Consider the following 16,498-nt stretch of genomic DNA (forward strand, 5'->3'; position numbering starts at 1 on the left):
ACGAGTTTTCTTTTCTAGTGCAAGAACTTAGAGCGAAATGTCAACAGACCCTAGTAAGAAATATTTTTACAAGAATAAGTTGTCTGGAACAATTCCCGGACTCCGGGCGGGAGCCGCCCGAACTGCCGGAGTCCGTGTACCGTGAGGTTATCTGCAACCCATGTCGGGTTTTTTACAGGCATGAGGGAGATGTCGTTCTGATACTCCATGTTATGAGAGAGGAAATGCAGTTACGGAAATATCTGCTGGGTGAAAATAATGACAGCGAGCCAGATATCTCAGATAGATAAAATTTCCACTCCATAGCTGTGATGCCAAACCAGTTCTGACTTAGCGGGCTGCTGAAAGATTATCTGTGAACTGCACAGCCTCCATGAGTTGATAATGTAGTGAAAAACCTGGATTGCTTTGCTACGTGCGCAATGCCGGAATCGGGTTTGTGCAGGAGTTTCTTGGATTCAATACAGGAAATCTGATTGACCTCCAGAAATCTTATTGCTTCGAGATGACTGCTTACCGGGATATGAATGAGACTGCCAGGTAGTACTTGAGCGACTTTGTTCGCGGAGCCAGCCAATCAATCCATGGTCCAGTCGCTTACCCGTATCATATCGACATCGTCGGCATGATCGGTCAGCATCTTGCACACGCGCTCCTGCCACAGCTCGCCAAAGCGCTGCAGTTCAGCCGTACTGGCCTGCCCGCTTACTGCCTTGGGGAGAAGTACGCGCATTTCATCCGGCCAGGGCACGACCGAGGCGTCGAGTTCTACTTGCACCGCCGCACCTGTGTCTTTACGGCGCAGACCTATCGACCCTTGCATCGGCTGATCGAAATGCAGCAAGTCGTTGCGCCCGAAGCGTCCTCCGATACCTTGAAAGCCTGTTTCCGGCGCTGCACCGGTGACGAGCTGCGCTACGGTCGCCATGACGCCCGTGGTGCTGGCATCACGCGCATCGGCCATGTAAACCTCGATCTCGCCGCGTATCGGTAAGGCATCACCGTACAGCGCCCGCAGGCCATGTACCGTCATCAGCCAGGTGCCCGCTACGGTGGGACAGGAGTGTCCCGCCAATCGTACAGCATCGGCATACCGATATTCCATGACCCCGTCGTGCGCTGCCCCGAGAAACCGGGCCAGTGGATCTTGCAACGTTACGGTAGGCGCATCGTTAAAAAAATCTGGGAAATACTGATCAATTGTTGGCATATTTATTCCGAAAATTTTCTGCATTCAAGACATAAATCGATTCTGTGCTTTTCTTCTTTCTTCATTCAGGTTGCGAGCGAAGCGCAGTTGATGACGAAGCGGTACTTTACATCACCCTTGAGCATACGTTCGTAAGCATCGTTGATTTCATCGGCACGGATCATCTCGATATCTGCCACAATGCCATGTTCGGCGCAGAAATCCAGCATCTCCTGTGTTTCAGGAATACCACCGATCAATGAACCTGCCAGGTTGCGGCGCTTCATGATCAGGCTGAACACGTTAGGTGAGGGGTGTGGTGTGGCAGGAGCACCTACCAGTGTCATCGTGCCGTCACGTTTGAGCAGTGCAAAAAATGCATCGAGATCGTGTGGTGCAGCTACGGTGTCGAGGATGAAATTGAGGCTCTCGGCGTGTGCAGTCATTTCATCGGTGTTGCGTGAGATCACTACTTCATTTGCGCCCAATGTTCTTGCTGCCTCGCGTTTGGATTCGGATGTAGTGAACGCGACTACATGCGCACCCATCGCGTGTGCCAGCTTGATGCCCATATGACCCAGCCCGCCGATACCGATTACGCCCACTTTATGGCCTGGTCCCACTTTCCAATGGCGCAATGGTGACCATGTGGTGATGCCTGCGCATAGCAAAGGCGCCACGGCAGCCAGCTGCGTTTCAGAATGGCGAATGCGCAATACGTAGCGCTCGTGTACCACGATCTGTTGAGAGTAACCGCCCAGTGTATGACCAGGCGTGTCAGATGACGGGCCGTTGTAGGTAAGGATCATGTGGTTACAGTAGTTTTCCAATCCGTCATTGCACTCGGCACAGTGCCGGCAGCTGTCGACGATGCAGCCGACACCGGCCAGGTCACCCGGCTTGAAGTCGGTGACGTGTGCACCGACGGCCGATACACGGCCGACAATCTCGTGCCCCGGCACGCAAGGATATAAGGTACCTGCCCATTCGGATCGAACCTGGTGCAAATCGGAATGACACACACCGCAATAGTTGATGTCGATCTGCACATCGTGTACACCTAGTGTGCGCCGGGTGATGTTCATCGGTTCAAGGGGAAGGTCGCCCGCGCGGGCACCATAGGCTTTGATTGTCATATCGTCGCTCCTGTAAAGGGATGTGAAATTCCGTTTTGTGGGTGAATCAGATATATCCCATTGACAGTCTCATTGTCTGAATAGAAAGGAGAGGGTCAATCAAAAATCGCTACATCCAGGGTGATCCATGCTGTCCCCGGATACTTTTCCACTCTGATCTGATCACCTTCGAGCCGATAGGTCAGCTGGCAGTTATGCCTCGGATTGGATAACACGTCTGGATTGAATACGGCCATATTTTCACCTGATGATCTGCGAACAGATTGAATCAACAGTCCCGGGTGTCCTTCTCGATGAATTCGTGCTCCTGCTGACTGGGTCAGTGTGTAATCAGAAGGGTGTAACAAATCGGTGTATTCTGCGGTGACCTTTCGGAAATCCAGTAAGGCTGCACTGCAGGCGACCGAGTAAACTTTCCGCTCAGCGATAACGGCTTCATGTTCATATCCCGCATCGCTCAACAAGCCACGATACCAGTGATACGCCGACTCGTAGACGGTGGTTTCAACCGATTCCGAACCGTACCATACCCCGTGTGTTCCATCTGAAAACCGGCTGGATTGCCAATACTTGAATGGCCAGATTATGGCATTGAACCACTCAGCTTCTTCGAACGGTCGATCGATGATGGGGTGGTACGACTGATATGGCGGGGGTTTGATCTCGGCTTCTATTTTCTGTGCCAGTAGCCATTCGGCCGGATCGTCGGTCAGATCATCGAACAAGTCTTGTGACTGACGCAGTGACACAATGTTTCTGGCGACATCCTGATGAACATCGATCAAAGTGAGTTGAGCGAATAGAGAACTCATGCAGTTTCCGATTCAAATACCACGAGCGCGATCCAGGCAGCCTCGCACCATCAGCAATCCGGCAAAGCCCCATTCCTTGATCACCTCGACCGGGGTCAGGTTGCCGAATGCCTTGTTGCGGGTAGTCATCCAGCGGTATACCAGATCTCGGTTCTGCGGAAATAACAAACGCAGATTCTTATGGATGCCTAACAGGTGGCCTACGCGTTCGTACTGATCCCGGCTGGTGCCGATGGCTTCTCCCTTACGATAGCGTGCCAGTGCAGCTCGGTTACTGGCTGCGATACCTAACAGGGCTGCCTGGTCTTCTGTGCTCAATTGCCAGTGATCGAGCAATGTCATGACCATTTTGGCGAGTGCACCACGATCTCGGGATGTACTTTCCTCTCGTCTGCTAATGGTTGTCATGGCCTGTTCCTCATTTTAAATTGATACTAAAAATTACACAGGATATTGTTACTTTTAACACAAATAATGTGTGAAATAAAACATTTCCAAGTATTTCAGCTTGGTTATTGGATCAATTGACAAAATAAGACAACCGGTCGTATTATTTTTCCATGCTTAAATCAGAAAAAAAGGAAGCAAGTCGGGAAAGCCTGTTAAATAAAGGGGTTGATGTGCTTATGCAGCAAGGCTATCACGGTACTGGGCTCAAGGAGATTTTGGATGCGGTCAATATTCCCAAGGGCTCTTTTTATAATTATTTCGATAGCAAGGAAGATTTTGCCGCCAAGGTCATCCAGCATTATGTCGATTCCTTTGTCCTCCGGTTGGTCGCCCATTTACAGCAATCCGAGACCGATGCGTTGGCCGCGATACAACATTATTTTGATGAGCTTATCGCTCAAGTAGAGAAGAACGATTTCAAGGGAGGGTGCCTGCTTGGCAATTTAATGGGTGAAGTAGCTGATACCAGCCCCCTTTGTCAGCAATCTCTTAAAGTAGCTGTCAACCGTTTCCGGGAGCTGCTGCAATCCGGTTTAGCCAAAGCTCAACAGCAAGGTACAGTCAGAGCAGACAAATCAGCGGAAGATATGGCAGATTTATTGATAAATACCTGGCAAGGGGCCTTGCTGAGAGCAAAAATCGAAGAATCATCCAGGCCTGTCAGGCAATGCTGTGAGGATCTGCTCGGCAATTTTTTCAGATCCTCTTGAATTTTGCTTTTTTCTCTTCCTTTAAGACGACCAGTCATATTTTTATATAAAACAGGAGGTATAAATACCCAAATTCATCATTGAATGCGAAATCTCTGAAACCAACTCAATTATTACTTGGGATTTGCAGGATACTTCAGAGAAATCATGCAGCATTCTGTCTGTGGTCGGCTACATCACGCGGAAAGCTGCCGGAAGATGGAATACGAGCAATAAGAGAAAGATACCTGCTTAACTGTAATAAATATTTTTAAGGAGATGCACATGGAATCCCGTACTTTTAATTCTCTTGTGGTGGGGCTGCTATCGGCGGTTGTCAGTATTTCCTGTTCAACTGTCCAGCCTGACGAAAATGTGAGCGAGCATCACGAGAAACATGCAGTATCTGCCGTGGGAAATCAATTTCACGAGCTGTCAGATTCTGCGGGTCTTCTGTTATCTGGCGATCAATCTGCTTCCAGATTGCATAATCTCGGAACGCACACATTTCCGGTCAGTACACAAAACGAACAGGCGCAACTACTCATCAATCAGGGACTTAACCTTGCCTATGGCTTCAACCACGGCGAAGCTGGCTACTCTTTTCAGGAGGCTGCACGGCTGGATCCCAGTCTCGCGATGGCTTATTGGGGACAGGCCCTGGTACTGGGTCCCAATATAAATGCCCCAATGGATCCCGCCGATGAGCCCCGTGCTCTGGAACTGGTTAAACGGGCAGAATCACGTATGGCATCTGCAACTCCCAGGGAGCAGGCTCTGATCCGGGCGTTGAAGAAACGTTATTCAGGGACAGATGAAAATCGCAAGGCAAATGACAAAGCCTACGCTGATGCGATGCGTGAGGTACATCGCAGTTTTCCGGATGATGCGGATATCGCTATGCTTTATGTGGAATCGATGATGGATATCCGTCCCTGGGATTACTGGATGCGGGATGGTCATCCCCACGAGGGAACAGATGAAATCGTCGCAGTGACCGAAGAAGTGTTGCGTCGCTATCCTGCGCATCCTGCTGTACTTCATATGTATATCCATCTGATGGAGCCGACGAACATACCCGAGCGTGCGGAGAAAGCGGCAGACAAGCTATTGTCGCTGATGCCGGATGCCGGACATATGGTTCACATGTCTTCCCATATTTTTCAGCGGGTCGGACGCTATGCGGATTCTGCGAAGAGTAATCAGCTGGCGATTGCAGCGGATGAACATTACATAGGGCATCCTCATGTCCCGGGGTTGTATCCGATGGCCTATTATCCGCACAACATTCATTTCCTCTGGTTTGCTGCGACTGCCAGTGGCCAGCGTGCACTGGCACTTGAAAGCGCACGGAAAGCCGCCAGCAAAGTAGATGATGCACTGTTGCGTGAAATGCCGTTCACAGCCATCTTTCGTGTAGTGCCTTACTGGACGCTTGCACGTTTTGGGCAATGGGAGGCAATACTTGCCGAGCCTGCTCCTCCCGCATTCAACGCATTTCTTAATGGCAGCTGGCATTATGTGCGCGGACTGGCCTATGTAGCGACGAAGCAGTTGCAACGGGCCGAAAAAGAGCTGACACAGTTGCGCAGCATTGTAAAAGATCGTGCTCCTCTTGATAGTCCGTTACTTTCAAGAAATACGGCCTATGATATTTTGAAGGTAGGTCCTGAAGTGCTGGCCGGTGAAATTGCTGCTGCTCGCGGAAATTATGCAACTGCGGTTGCACATCTTGAACGGGCTGTTCGCTATGAAGATGCGCTGGTTTATACGGAACCGGCTGAATGGCATTATCCGCCTCGGCTCGCATTGGGCGCCGTTCTGCTGGAAGCGGGGCATCCGGATGAAGCAGAGACAGTCTACTGGGAAGATCTGAAACGCAATCGGGATAATGGCTGGGCGCTTTTCGGTCTGTTACAGGCACTGCGTGCTCAAAAAAAGGAGGATGACGCAAAAGTTATTGAAGCACGCTTCAAGAAGGCCTGGGAGCATGCTGATATAACACTGACAGCATCACGTCTGAGTCGATAATTACTTTCTGCATGACTGGTTAGAAAAGACGGTGAAAGAATAATAGAACCGCTCTGGTCGATTCCCGCCAGAATTTATCAGGCAGGGATTATTTCGCAGGAAGTTCGTATCGATGAGCCAGGAGACTATGTACTTCAGCTTTCCGGTACGGATGAGTATCAGTATGAATTTCATCTGGAGATACCTGCCATAGTCGGTACGAAATGGTATGAGCTTTTTGCCCCGTATTGGCCGATGCTTGTGCTGGGCGCAGTTGCGGCTTTCTTTTATAACCTCAAACGAATAGTTGATTAGAATGTCATGCAATTTGAATATAAATGCCTGAACTCGGATGGGCAATCAAATTGAATTAACGTTTACTGGAGAATTTTATGGCGGGGTATGTGGGTGATGTTGCTGTTGCTTATGATCGTGATCTGGGGCACGTGCTTTTCGAGCAATATGCTGCGGATATCGCCAGGCGTGCAGCAGGGAAACCGGTTCGTGATGTACTTGAAGTTGCATCAGGTACAGGGATCGTGACAAGACAACTGCGGAATGTGCTGCCCGGAGATGCACAATTGACTGCTGTCGATATCAGTGATGCCATGACAGATGTCGCACGTACGAAATTCCTCCCGCACGAACAGATTACTTTCCAGATTGCAAATGCTGTGACCCTGCCTTTTGATGATCGGACTTTCGATGCGGTAGTTTGTCAGTTTGGCGTAATGTTTTTCGACAAGGACAAGGCTTTTCGTGAAGTCCATCGGGTATTGAGGCAGGGCGGGCGATATCTGTTCAGTGTATGGGATTCACGTGACTATAATCCTTATGCCAGCCTGACTTTCGAAGTCATGAAACAGTTTTTTCCATCGGATCCTCCCCGGTTTCTTGAGAGTACTGTTTCATCTTTTGAAATTGATCCCGTCAAGGAGATGCTGATTCGTGCCGGATTTGAGCAAATAAGTATTTCGGTTCAGCGACGGGTTTACGATATACCGGATGTCCGAGCTTTTGCACGCGGGCTGATATTCAGTCCGATCATCAATGAAATCAGAGAGCGTGGTGAAGTTGATCCTGATGATATTGTCGAAGCGCTGACAAATGCGTTTATCGAGGAATATGGCTCGAACCCTACATGTTTTCCGATGCAGGCCATCCTGTTCGAAACGGAAAAACCAGGGGAATACAAACCCTGACTACAAATGGTCAAACAATACATTTATCTTATCAGAGTGGTAAGGTGAATGTATTCAGTTCAAAGTATTAATTGATTTATAAAAGATTAATCACATTTCTGTAAACAGGATGTACCTGTTTTTCCAGAATCGATCGAGCTGAATATTTGCTGCACTCGCGTCACCACAAGGTACCTGTCATATCCTCACTATTTTGGAGAGCCGGATGATCGAGTGGTGATTGAGAAATGTGCTTGACCTTCCCATTATGGCAAGGCTTAGGCTGTTTGGATGTTGAACAAAAACTGAGGAGCCCGGCATGAGTCTATCGAGTACCAATAACTCTCATGATGTTATAGATACGATCAGCCTGCCCATCGAGGGCATGACCTGCGCGAGCTGCGTCGGCCGGGTCGAGGCCGCCCTGGCCAAGGTCGAGGGCGTGGAGAGTGTGTCCGTCAATCTTGCCACCGAGCGGGCTGATGTCCACTTAACCGGTCCTGTCGATCGCACGGCACTGATCCGGGCGGTGGAAAAGGTGGGTTACGATGTGCCGGCCGGCACTACTGAGCTGGCGGTCGATAACATGACCTGTGCATCGTGCGTGAGCCGCGTCGAGAAGGCGCTGAAGGCTGTACCTGGCGTGACGGAGGCCACGGTGAACCTGGCGACCGAACGCGCCACCGTGCGCGGCGTGGCCGCCGTGCAGGATCTGATCGCCGCCATCGAGAAGGTCGGCTACGAGGCGAGTCCGGTCGATACCGGCGTGCAGGCCGACAACGAGGCCGCGGAGAAGAAAGATGCCGAGCGCGCCGGACTCAGGCGCGACCTGACGCTGGCGGTGGTGCTTGCCTTGCCGGTGTTTGTGCTCGAGATGGGTTCGCACCTGATTCCCACCATGCACGAATGGGTCATGACCACCATCGGCATGCAGCAGAGCTGGTACCTGCAGTTCGTGCTGACGACGCTGGTGCTGGCCATCCCGGGCCGGCGCTTCTACCAGCAGGGAATTCCCGCGCTGCTGCGCCTGGCGCCGGACATGAACTCGCTCGTCGCGGTCGGTACCGCCGCCGCGTTCGGCTATTCGGTGGTCGCCACCTTCGCGCCCGGCCTGCTGCCGGCCGGCACGGTAAACGTCTACTTTGAGGCGGCCGCCGTCATCGTGGCGCTGATCCTGCTGGGACGCTTTCTCGAAGCGCGCGCCAAGGGGCGCACTTCCGAGGCCATCAGGCGCCTGGTCGGTCTGCAGGCCAAGGTCGCGCACGTCTCGCGCGATGGCCGCATCGTCGATATTCCGATCGATGACGTAGCCCTGGACGACATCGTGGAAATCCGCCCCGGCGAGCGCGTGCCGGTCGACGGCGAAGTGACCGAGGGCCGCAGCTTCGTCGACGAGTCGATGATCACCGGCGAGCCGATTCCCGTCGAGAAGACGGCCGGCAGCGCCGTGGTCGGCGGCACCGTCAACCAGAAGGGTGCGCTGACCCTGCGCGCCACCGCTGTCGGCGGACAGACCATGCTTGCGCAGATCATCCGGCTGGTCGAACAGGCCCAGGGCTCCAAGCTGCCGATCCAGGCCGTGGTCGACAAGGTGACGCTGTGGTTCGTGCCCGCCGTCATGCTGGCCGCGGCGCTGACTTTCCTGGTCTGGCTGATCTTCGGGCCGTCACCGGCGCTGACCTTCGCGCTGGTTAACGCGGTGGCCGTGCTGATCATCGCCTGCCCCTGCGCGATGGGCCTGGCCACACCGACGTCCATCATGGTCGGCACCGGCCGCGGCGCCGAGCTGGGTGTGCTGTTCCGCAAGGGTGAAGCGCTGCAGTTGCTTAAGGACGCCCGGGCGGTGGCCGTGGACAAGACCGGTACGCTGACCGAAGGCCGCCCGATCCTGACCGACCTGGAGATCGCCGAAGGTTTCGATCGCAGCCAGGTGCTGGCGAAGGTCGCGGCCGTGGAATCGCGCTCGGAACATCCGATTGCCCGCGCCATCGTCGAGTCGGCCGTGGAGCAAGGCATCGAGTTGCCGGCGATGACCGATTTCGAATCGGTCACCGGCATGGGGGTACGTGCCACGGTCGATGGCGCCCGGGTGGAAGTCGGCGCGGATCGCTACATGCGTGAACTGGGCCTGAACGTGAGCGGCTTTGCCGGTACGGCCGAGCGCCTCGGCAACGAAGGCAAGTCGCCGATGTATGCCGCCATCGACGGCCGGCTGGCCGCCATCATTGCCGTGGCCGATCCGATCAAGCCCAGCACGCCCGCCGCCATCGCGGCCTTGCATCAACTGGGCCTGAAGGTCGCGATGATCACCGGCGACAACGCACGCACGGCCCAGGCCATCGCCAGGCAACTGGACATCGACGAAGTGATCGCGGAGGTGCTGCCCGAGGGCAAGGTGGAGGCCGTGCGCCGGCTGAAGGCCGCCCACGGCCGGATCGCCTTCGTGGGCGATGGCATCAACGACGCGCCGGCGCTGGCCGAGGCCGACGTGGGACTGGCGATCGGCAGCGGCACTGACGTGGCGGTGGAGTCCGCCGACGTCGTGCTGGTGTCCGGTAATCTGCAGGGCGTGCCCAACGCCATCGCACTGTCCAAGGCCACCATCGGCAACATCCGCCAGAACCTGTTCTGGGCCTTCGGCTACAACACGGCGCTGATTCCGGTGGCCGCCGGCGTGCTGTACCCCGCCTACGGCGTGTTGCTGTCGCCGATCTTCGCGGCCGGCGCGATGGCGCTGTCGAGCGTGTTCGTGCTCGGCAATGCGTTGCGCCTGCGCCGCTTCCAGCCGCCGCTGGCGGTGGCATCGGACACCGCTCATTGATGAAAGAGGATGACCGCCAGCAGATACTTACCGAGCAGTATGCTTCCGTATTCCCCAAGGAGAGTTGCAAGTTACGACGATGCTGTATCAGGAACTGGCTTCAATGCCAACATAGGAAAGGCAGTCATGGTTAATACAACATCACCCACAGACTCCAGAGATTCCAAAAACATATCTCGCCACCATAGTGATGAAACCCGTGATCACGGGTCAGGTCACGTCCATAGATACAATTACTGTATCCATGTTGGCCAGGGGTACGACGACCGTAATGAGCATGATGGCCACGAGCATAATCATGTCGTTACAGCGAACAACGAATGCCGTATCCGTTTCGTCTTCATTTTCACCGCAGGTTACGCGCTGATTCAGGCTATCGGCGGCTGGTTGTCAGGCTCGCTGGCATTGATCGCTGATTCCGGTCATATGATTTCAGATGCTGCAGCGTTGTTCCTGGCGCTGGTGGCTTACCGTATTGCATGGCGGCCTGCTGATGAAACGCGGACATATGGGTTTCACCGCGTCCGCGTGCTGGCCGCGTTGGCCAACGGCGCAACGCTGCTATTGCTGGTGGTCTGGATTACCTGGGAAGCCGTACAGCGCCTCAACTCGCCGACCGGGATCCTGGCCGGGCCCATGCTGGTCGTTGCAATCATCGGTTTGCTGGTGAATGTCGCGGGTGCCTGGATCCTGTGGTCGGGAAATAAGGGCGACGGCAACTTGCGTGGAGCCTTGCTGCATGTAATGGGTGATCTGCTCGGATCGGTGGGAGCGATTAGCGCTGCGATCGGCATCATGTTCACCGGTTGGACCATTCTGGACCCACTGCTGTCGATGCTCGTTGCTGCGTTGGTGGTTCGCTCGGCCTGGAAGCTGGTAGCTGATTCGATTCACGTATTGTTGCAGGCGGTGCCCCAGGGTGTTGATGCGGTGGCGGCTGAGCGCGGCCTGGCAGAGTTGCCTGAAATCGATGATGCCGGGCACTTCCACGCCTGGACTCTGACTGATGAGAGTGCAGTGGCAACGGTACACGTCAGTCCGGCCGAGGGGATCGATCCTCTGACATTGCCGCCTGTTGTCTCGGCCTGGTTGAAGGCACGCTATGCTATTGATCACGTTACCGTACAGGTTGATCCGCGAGGCCAGCTCGATCGCGAACATCGATGAGATGGTGACTCGCTGAAAGCGAAGATCGAAAAATTGTCCGGGTCTTGGTATTTGTCGTTACTGCTCTTTTCCCCGGGCTGAGCAGCAATTTGGGGATCTTGCGCAGGACGAATGATCCGAGCTTGAATAGCACTACTGCATGAGCGTGGTTCGGCTGGCTCTACAGGTATCGATCAATCCCAGAGAGCATCTATCACGAGCAGGATACGGGGATTATCCGAAGGCGTAGTGGCAGGGGAGCGGTGTATTGCTCCCTGTGCAGTATTGCCCTGCCACAATGTACCTTTGAGCAGCACTACATCGAAGCAGGAGGCGGCTTCTATCGAGGTTTCATCCGTGGTGAACAGTCCTGATTGGGTGTCGGGCAGTCCATTGGCTCCGGAGCCGAGTCTGGTGCGATCGACCTGTACGTCGTCGATCCACTCTGTACCTGGACCCAGATAGGTGCAGGTCATACGTATTCCGGTGCGATCCACATGAAAGCGCGGGCACATGGCATTGTGCAATACCTCCAGGCGCAGGCCTATCATAGGGCATCCCAGCAGATCGTGATAGAGGACTGAAAGTTGACGAATATCATCGGCGAGAGCACTGCGGCCCGGTCCATCCGGGAGGTGGATCGGGTCGAGCTGCTGATTTGCTTTGAGGCAGGTGCGGAAACCGCTGCTCAACAGGCCCTTGGTCGTGACTTGCCGCAGGTAGGTGGTAATAGCAAGGTTTGTACGTCGTTGCCAGCGAACGACGTGGGTGCCGGTATCAAAGATCCGCAGCAGTTCTGCGGGGTGTTGCGTTACCCGGCTGTATGGCTGAAGGGTGGAAGTAACGGGAAATAACGACATTTTCAAACGATTGTCGGAGAGAGAGTTCTTTGATGGAAAGGGGGTTCAGGAGCGATGGTTGCGTTCTATCAGCTCGTGGCGCTCCTGTGCTTCGATGCAGAGGGTAGCAACGGGCCTTGCCAGCAGGCGGGGAATACCGATGGGTTCACCCGTTTCTACACACCAGCCATAGCTACCGTTCTCGATACGCTGTAATGCTTCTTCGATCTTCCCGAGCAGTTTGCGCTCACGGTTTCTCACACGGAACTCGAGGGAAAATTTCTCTTCCATGCTTGCCCGATCACTGGGGTCCGGTTCAGTATCGACGCTGCGTATTTCTTCCAGTGTGTTGCGGGTATTTTCCAGCAGAGCGCTCCGTTCCTGTTCGAGCCGCTGCCGGAAAAATGCCAGTTGCGCGGGTGACATGTACTCGCCGGGTGGCACGAGATCTTCAGGTATCTTCTCGGATTGGTTTTTCATGATATGGATAGAGTTGTGCGGGCAGACTGCGTATCGTTCAGCGCATGCTCGAACCAGTGGATGATCCGTTGCCGGTGCGCTTCACCGTAGTATCGTACGAATCGCTGTGTTTCCTCGTGCTGTGGTTTGCGCAGTATCGTCAGCCGGGTTGATATGAATTCAGGGGTCAGGACAATGCCGCAGTCGTGCTCGATGCAGTACCGCCATTCTTCGAACGTTTCCGGGATGATCGCACTCATGATAAATCCAGCTCTTCCGTCAGGGAGGTCACGGACCACTCGGGAAAATCATCAGGCAAAGTGCGCCAGTAGGCCGGGCCGCGAGAAATTTCGACGGGAGTCAGTTTGCAGGCGGAAAAAGCTGTTTCGATTGCTGGCCGATTCCATTCCCGATGGCGTCCGATGAAAACCACCTCATTGATACGATCTCCATAGGGTTTGCGCCAGTTCTGTTCGATCAGGGTGCGTTCCTGACTGCCTTGAGCAGGCCATTGAATCCTGGGTACGGCCGCCCACCATTGTCCTACCGGTTCTACTGAAACAGTAGGGCCGGAACGGGAATAAGAAATTGCCCATTCGGGGCGACTGGCCAGCCACAGGTAACCTTTGGCTCGCAGAATACCCGTCAGCGGCATATCGAGGAAAGCTGCGAGGCGCTGCGGGTGGAGAGGTTCATGTGTGCGCAGAATGAAACTGTCGATGCCATATTCTTCGGTTTCAGGGGTGTGCTCGCCCGCCAGCTCTCGAGCCCAACCCGCCATTGTGCTGGCACGTTCCAGATCGAAACGGCCGGTATTCAATATCTTTTCGAGCGGGACTCGTCCATGCTCGGCGTGAACAATGTTTGCTACAGGGTTCAGTGCCTTGACAGTGCCGATGACGGTATCGAGTTTGGTCTGACTGACGCGATCGATCTTGCTGATGATGATTACATCTGCGAACTCGATCTGCTCGATCAGCAGGCTGGCGAGCGTACGATCATCTCCATCACCTGCCACTTCACCGTGCTGTGCCAGCAGATCTTCGCTTGATAAATGATCCAGTAGATTGACGGCGTCTACGACCGTGACCATAGTATCGATGCGGGAAATATCGTTAAGCGAATCACCGTGTTCATCACGGAAATCGAATGTGGCTGCAACCGGCATGGGTTCACCGATACCGGTCGATTCGATCACGAGGTAGTCGAAACGATCTTCCGATGCGAGCTCGTGCACTGCCGTAAGAAGATCACCGCGCAGAGTGCAGCAGATGCAGCCATTACTCATCTGTACCAGTTTTTCCTCGGTGCGCGACAGGGCTGTGCCTGTATTCCTGGCATTGCGTTCAATCAGTGAGGCATCGATGTTGACTTCACTCATGTCATTGACAATGACCGCGATACGCAACCCTGCACGGTTTGCCAGGATATGGTTGAGCAGGGTGGTTTTGCCTGCACCCAGAAAGCCGGAGAGTACCGTTACCGGCAGGCGTTGATCCGCTGTCGTCATAATGTATTGTGGAAATATGGGAGTCGAAGGTACTGTTTGTGATGGATTTCATTGATCAGTGACGGGTGCGCTTGCGTCTGGTCCAGGCCAGCAGAAACAACCCGGTGGTGAGCATCGTATATGTTTCCGGTTCAGGAACAGATGCTACAGAAAAATCAAAGCTGAACAGACCGGAACTCTGAAGGAATGAATCCGGGCTGTTATTCAACAGTTCGAACGTAGCAGAATAGAGACCTGCCGCGGCATTTGCATCAACTCGGTATACCGGATTGAACTCAAGACTGTTGCCGGCTCCCAGTGCGATGATGTCACTACCTTCGTAGAGATCGAGGATCGTTTCGGTTCCGATATACAAGCCAGGCGAACTGCTTACCAGCCGGAGGCCGATCTGTGCGCCATCGAGGGTACCTGACCAGCGATCGCTGCTGCTGTGGAAAAGTATATCCTCAGTACTGCCGGGCGCATGGCCTGCCAGGGATTGAATGGATGCAATACCGAGGTAACTGTATTCGGAACTGCCCACGCTGGAGCGCAGCATTCCCGTGTACAAATCATTACCTGCGGTGAGGAGCAGAGGCGATTCACCAGAGCTGATTTCAGGAATGCGGTTATTGGTACTGGTAGGCAGTATCTCCGGTGCGTCGGGGAGACCGGTATAGCTGTAAGTGCCGATTCCATGAAAATGATTGCCGTGGTCGAGCAGAAGGGTGAGACGGTCTGCATTGGGGTTGGGAAGTCCGGTATAGGTACCGGAGTTGATCGTGGTGAGTGCATCGTAACCAATGTAGAAGCCGATGCCTTCATCATGCCGCGATGAGGCCGACACATCCAGAGAGACCGCGATCATCAGGCCCGCCAGGCTGAGGGTGGCTGCTCTGGCGGTGTGGAGTAGCTTGAGGTGCATATACATTCTCCTTCTGCAATTATAAAATGGGCTTGCGCTGAGGCCTCCGCGCTTGCTCGAATGATCAGGTGCCGTTGCCGTGAATTAGGACAGATCATTATTGATAATAAGTTATCAATAGCATGTAGTCAAGATTTGGGTGTAGGTGAGCTATGCAGATTGGAAGAACGGACTGGGCTGATCCCTGCCAAGGCAGGTGGAGGTATTTGCGGCATCAATGCCACTGAGGTGAATATGGAACGTAATACCCGACAACGTAACACGATATTGAACGTCATTTCGGAAGCGGGCCGGCCCTTGTCTACACAGGAGATACACGAGATGGGCCGGGTCGATGTGCCGTCACTGAGCGTTGCAACGGTCTACCGGACATTGAAGGATCTGGTAGCGGCAGAATGGATACTGCCGGTCAGGCTGCCAGGAGAAGCAGATCGCTATGAAATGGCGAAGCTGGATGATCACTACCATTTTAAGTGCAGCTCTTGCAATCGGGTGTTTGATGTTCATGAACGTATCAAGAAAAACCATCTCCTTGCTCCCGATGATTTCGTGGTCGAGAAGTATGATCTGATCCTGTATGGGCAGTGCAGTGAGTGCAGGCAGTAAGAAAAATCAAGCCGGTAAGAACAAACAATTTCTGCCAGGAGTCTTGTTGTCTGAAATCAGAACACAGGTTTCATGATTTAAACGGTAGTGTCTATAATGTCAGCAGAATTTGTACATTTTTTCCGTGCAGATTCTGTTTTTTTACTCGAAAAATAAAACAATCCATGTTTACTGGCAGCTTATTTGCCGGGTGATTTTCAAAAGGAGAGAGAAAATGAAATCAAGCTTCGGATTATCTGCATTGGTCGGTTTGACACTGTCGTTTCATGCGTATGCGGGTGGAAATCCGGAATTCGTCAAATTTCCGGAAAAATATGAACATATTTTTACACATTACGATACAGCCAACCGCGCCAATCAGACACAACTGGCAAAATTCTATGCAAACGAGATTGCAGTGGAGAGCTACAAGAAAGATGAGGAAGCTGCTCCCGGTTCGATCGTAGTCATGGAAATCTATGTGCCGAAAAAAGATGCCGAGGATAAAATCCAGTCCGGTGAGGATGGATTATTTGTCATCGATAAACTGGCGGCTGTTGCCGTCATGGAAAAAAGAAATGACTGGGACAGCGCCTTTAAAGCAGAGGACCGTTCCGGTAACTGGGGGTTTGCGCTATATGATCCGGAAGGCAAAGCCAAGGACAACGATCTGACTTGTGCGCAATGTCATGACCCACTGCAGAAACAGGACAATCTGTTTACCTTCCAGAAGCTGTTGGATTACGTAAAAGCGCACTGAGAACAGT

The 16,498-nt window shown here is 53.4% G+C and carries 17 protein-coding genes; 8 read left to right on the forward strand and 9 right to left on the reverse strand.

All coding sequences use genetic code 11. The features are described from left to right. Positions 1-17: 17 nt before the first annotated feature. A complete protein-coding gene (locus tag ABUL11_RS07050) occupies positions 18-290 on the forward strand; it encodes a type II toxin-antitoxin system RelE/ParE family toxin (RefSeq protein WP_350283183.1) in 273 nt (90 codons plus the stop codon). A 287-nt stretch (positions 291-577) separates the two neighbouring features. Here the strand turns inward: ABUL11_RS07050 and ABUL11_RS07055 are convergent, their stop codons facing one another. From ABUL11_RS07055 to ABUL11_RS07070, 4 genes are all read right to left on the reverse strand, one after another. Continuing rightward, positions 578-1,234: a hypothetical protein gene (locus tag ABUL11_RS07055; protein WP_350283158.1), complete on the reverse strand. Its 657-nt coding sequence runs from the start codon at positions 1,232-1,234 to the stop codon at positions 578-580. 41 nt (positions 1,235-1,275) lie between these two features. Next, the gene (locus ABUL11_RS07060; RefSeq protein ID WP_350283159.1) at positions 1,276-2,325 is read right to left on the reverse strand and encodes an NAD(P)-dependent alcohol dehydrogenase; all 1,050 of its coding nucleotides are present in this window, start codon (positions 2,323-2,325) and stop codon (positions 1,276-1,278) included. A 95-nt stretch (positions 2,326-2,420) separates the two neighbouring features. Next, positions 2,421-3,137, reverse strand: a complete 717-nt coding sequence (locus tag ABUL11_RS07065) for an RES family NAD+ phosphorylase (RefSeq protein WP_350283160.1) — start codon at positions 3,135-3,137, stop codon at positions 2,421-2,423. 12 nt (positions 3,138-3,149) lie between these two features. Continuing rightward, complete coding sequence (locus ABUL11_RS07070; protein ID WP_350283161.1) at positions 3,150-3,545, reverse strand: MbcA/ParS/Xre antitoxin family protein; 396 nt, start codon at positions 3,543-3,545, stop codon at positions 3,150-3,152. Positions 3,546-3,697: 152 nt separating this feature from the next. Here ABUL11_RS07070 and ABUL11_RS07075 point away from each other — a divergent pair, with 152 nt between their 5' ends. The 5 genes from ABUL11_RS07075 (at position 3,698) to ABUL11_RS07095 (ending at position 11,455) form a co-directional block, all read left to right on the forward strand. Continuing rightward, the gene (locus tag ABUL11_RS07075; protein WP_350283162.1) at positions 3,698-4,297 is read left to right on the forward strand and encodes a TetR/AcrR family transcriptional regulator; all 600 of its coding nucleotides are present in this window, start codon (positions 3,698-3,700) and stop codon (positions 4,295-4,297) included. A gap of 264 nt (positions 4,298-4,561) precedes the next feature. Next, entirely contained in the window at positions 4,562-6,307 is a 1,746-nt protein-coding gene (locus tag ABUL11_RS07080) for a tetratricopeptide repeat protein (RefSeq protein WP_350283163.1), read from the forward strand. Positions 6,308-6,678: 371 nt separating this feature from the next. Next, positions 6,679-7,488 (forward strand): methyltransferase domain-containing protein, encoded by an 810-nt coding sequence (locus ABUL11_RS07085; protein ID WP_350283164.1) that lies wholly within the window; start codon positions 6,679-6,681, stop codon positions 7,486-7,488. Between the two features lie 298 nt (positions 7,489-7,786). After that, positions 7,787-10,288: a heavy metal translocating P-type ATPase gene (locus tag ABUL11_RS07090; protein ID WP_350283165.1), complete on the forward strand. Its 2,502-nt coding sequence runs from the start codon at positions 7,787-7,789 to the stop codon at positions 10,286-10,288. A gap of 126 nt (positions 10,289-10,414) precedes the next feature. Further along, positions 10,415-11,455 carry a cation diffusion facilitator family transporter gene (locus tag ABUL11_RS07095; RefSeq protein WP_350283166.1) on the forward strand — a complete coding sequence of 347 codons (1,041 nt, stop codon included), beginning with the start codon at positions 10,415-10,417 and terminating at the stop codon, positions 11,453-11,455. Positions 11,456-11,628: 173 nt separating this feature from the next. Here the strand turns inward: ABUL11_RS07095 and ABUL11_RS07100 are convergent, their stop codons facing one another. The 5 genes from ABUL11_RS07100 to ABUL11_RS07120 are packed head-to-tail and all read right to left on the reverse strand — an operon-like array spanning position 11,629 to position 15,146. After that, complete coding sequence (locus tag ABUL11_RS07100; RefSeq protein WP_350283167.1) at positions 11,629-12,294, reverse strand: DUF1826 domain-containing protein; 666 nt, start codon at positions 12,292-12,294, stop codon at positions 11,629-11,631. 45 nt (positions 12,295-12,339) lie between these two features. Beyond that, positions 12,340-12,753: an RNA polymerase-binding protein DksA gene (gene dksA, locus ABUL11_RS07105; protein WP_350283168.1), complete on the reverse strand. Its 414-nt coding sequence runs from the start codon at positions 12,751-12,753 to the stop codon at positions 12,340-12,342. After that, positions 12,750-12,992 (reverse strand): hypothetical protein, encoded by a 243-nt coding sequence (locus ABUL11_RS07110; protein WP_350283169.1) that lies wholly within the window; start codon positions 12,990-12,992, stop codon positions 12,750-12,752. Before ABUL11_RS07110 ends, dksA begins: the two co-directional genes overlap by 4 nt. Beyond that, a complete protein-coding gene (locus tag ABUL11_RS07115) occupies positions 12,989-14,242 on the reverse strand; it encodes a GTP-binding protein (protein ID WP_350283170.1) in 1,254 nt (417 codons plus the stop codon). Before ABUL11_RS07115 ends, ABUL11_RS07110 begins: the two co-directional genes overlap by 4 nt. Positions 14,243-14,297: 55 nt before the next feature. Beyond that, the gene (locus ABUL11_RS07120; RefSeq protein WP_350283171.1) at positions 14,298-15,146 is read right to left on the reverse strand and encodes an all3515 family Zur-repressed PEP-CTERM protein; all 849 of its coding nucleotides are present in this window, start codon (positions 15,144-15,146) and stop codon (positions 14,298-14,300) included. Between the two features lie 159 nt (positions 15,147-15,305). Here ABUL11_RS07120 and ABUL11_RS07125 point away from each other — a divergent pair, with 159 nt between their 5' ends. Together ABUL11_RS07125 and ABUL11_RS07130 are read left to right on the forward strand one after the other, a co-directional pair. Beyond that, complete coding sequence (locus ABUL11_RS07125; RefSeq protein ID WP_350283172.1) at positions 15,306-15,752, forward strand: Fur family transcriptional regulator; 447 nt, start codon at positions 15,306-15,308, stop codon at positions 15,750-15,752. 214 nt (positions 15,753-15,966) lie between these two features. Continuing rightward, entirely contained in the window at positions 15,967-16,491 is a 525-nt protein-coding gene (locus tag ABUL11_RS07130) for a cytochrome P460 family protein (protein WP_350283173.1), read from the forward strand. Positions 16,492-16,498 lie beyond the last annotated feature (7 nt).

This window comes from Nitrosomonas sp., assembly GCF_040256045.1.
In the GTDB taxonomy this organism is placed as follows: Bacteria; Pseudomonadota; Gammaproteobacteria; order Burkholderiales; family Nitrosomonadaceae; genus Nitrosomonas.

Bases quoted from the DNA above. Each gene is read 5' to 3' on its own strand.
- ABUL11_RS07090 (WP_350283165.1), top strand. From the start codon at position 7,787: ATGAGTCTATCGAGTACCAATAACTCTCATGATGTTATAGATACGATC.
- ABUL11_RS07130 (WP_350283173.1), top strand. From the start codon at position 15,967: ATGAAATCAAGCTTCGGATTATCTGCATTGGTCGGTTTGACACTGTCG.
- ABUL11_RS07110 (WP_350283169.1), bottom strand. From the start codon at position 12,992: ATGAGTGCGATCATCCCGGAAACGTTCGAAGAATGGCGGTACTGCATC.
- ABUL11_RS07100 (WP_350283167.1), bottom strand. From the start codon at position 12,294: ATGTCGTTATTTCCCGTTACTTCCACCCTTCAGCCATACAGCCGGGTA.
- ABUL11_RS07120 (WP_350283171.1), bottom strand. From the start codon at position 15,146: ATGCACCTCAAGCTACTCCACACCGCCAGAGCAGCCACCCTCAGCCTG.
- ABUL11_RS07075 (WP_350283162.1), top strand. From the start codon at position 3,698: ATGCTTAAATCAGAAAAAAAGGAAGCAAGTCGGGAAAGCCTGTTAAAT.
- ABUL11_RS07115 (WP_350283170.1), bottom strand. From the start codon at position 14,242: ATGACGACAGCGGATCAACGCCTGCCGGTAACGGTACTCTCCGGCTTT.
- ABUL11_RS07070 (WP_350283161.1), bottom strand. From the start codon at position 3,545: ATGACAACCATTAGCAGACGAGAGGAAAGTACATCCCGAGATCGTGGT.
- ABUL11_RS07085 (WP_350283164.1), top strand. From the start codon at position 6,679: ATGGCGGGGTATGTGGGTGATGTTGCTGTTGCTTATGATCGTGATCTG.
- ABUL11_RS07095 (WP_350283166.1), top strand. From the start codon at position 10,415: ATGGTTAATACAACATCACCCACAGACTCCAGAGATTCCAAAAACATA.
- dksA (WP_350283168.1), bottom strand. From the start codon at position 12,753: ATGAAAAACCAATCCGAGAAGATACCTGAAGATCTCGTGCCACCCGGC.
- ABUL11_RS07060 (WP_350283159.1), bottom strand. From the start codon at position 2,325: ATGACAATCAAAGCCTATGGTGCCCGCGCGGGCGACCTTCCCCTTGAA.
- ABUL11_RS07080 (WP_350283163.1), top strand. From the start codon at position 4,562: ATGGAATCCCGTACTTTTAATTCTCTTGTGGTGGGGCTGCTATCGGCG.
- ABUL11_RS07065 (WP_350283160.1), bottom strand. From the start codon at position 3,137: ATGAGTTCTCTATTCGCTCAACTCACTTTGATCGATGTTCATCAGGAT.
- ABUL11_RS07055 (WP_350283158.1), bottom strand. From the start codon at position 1,234: ATGCAGAAAATTTTCGGAATAAATATGCCAACAATTGATCAGTATTTC.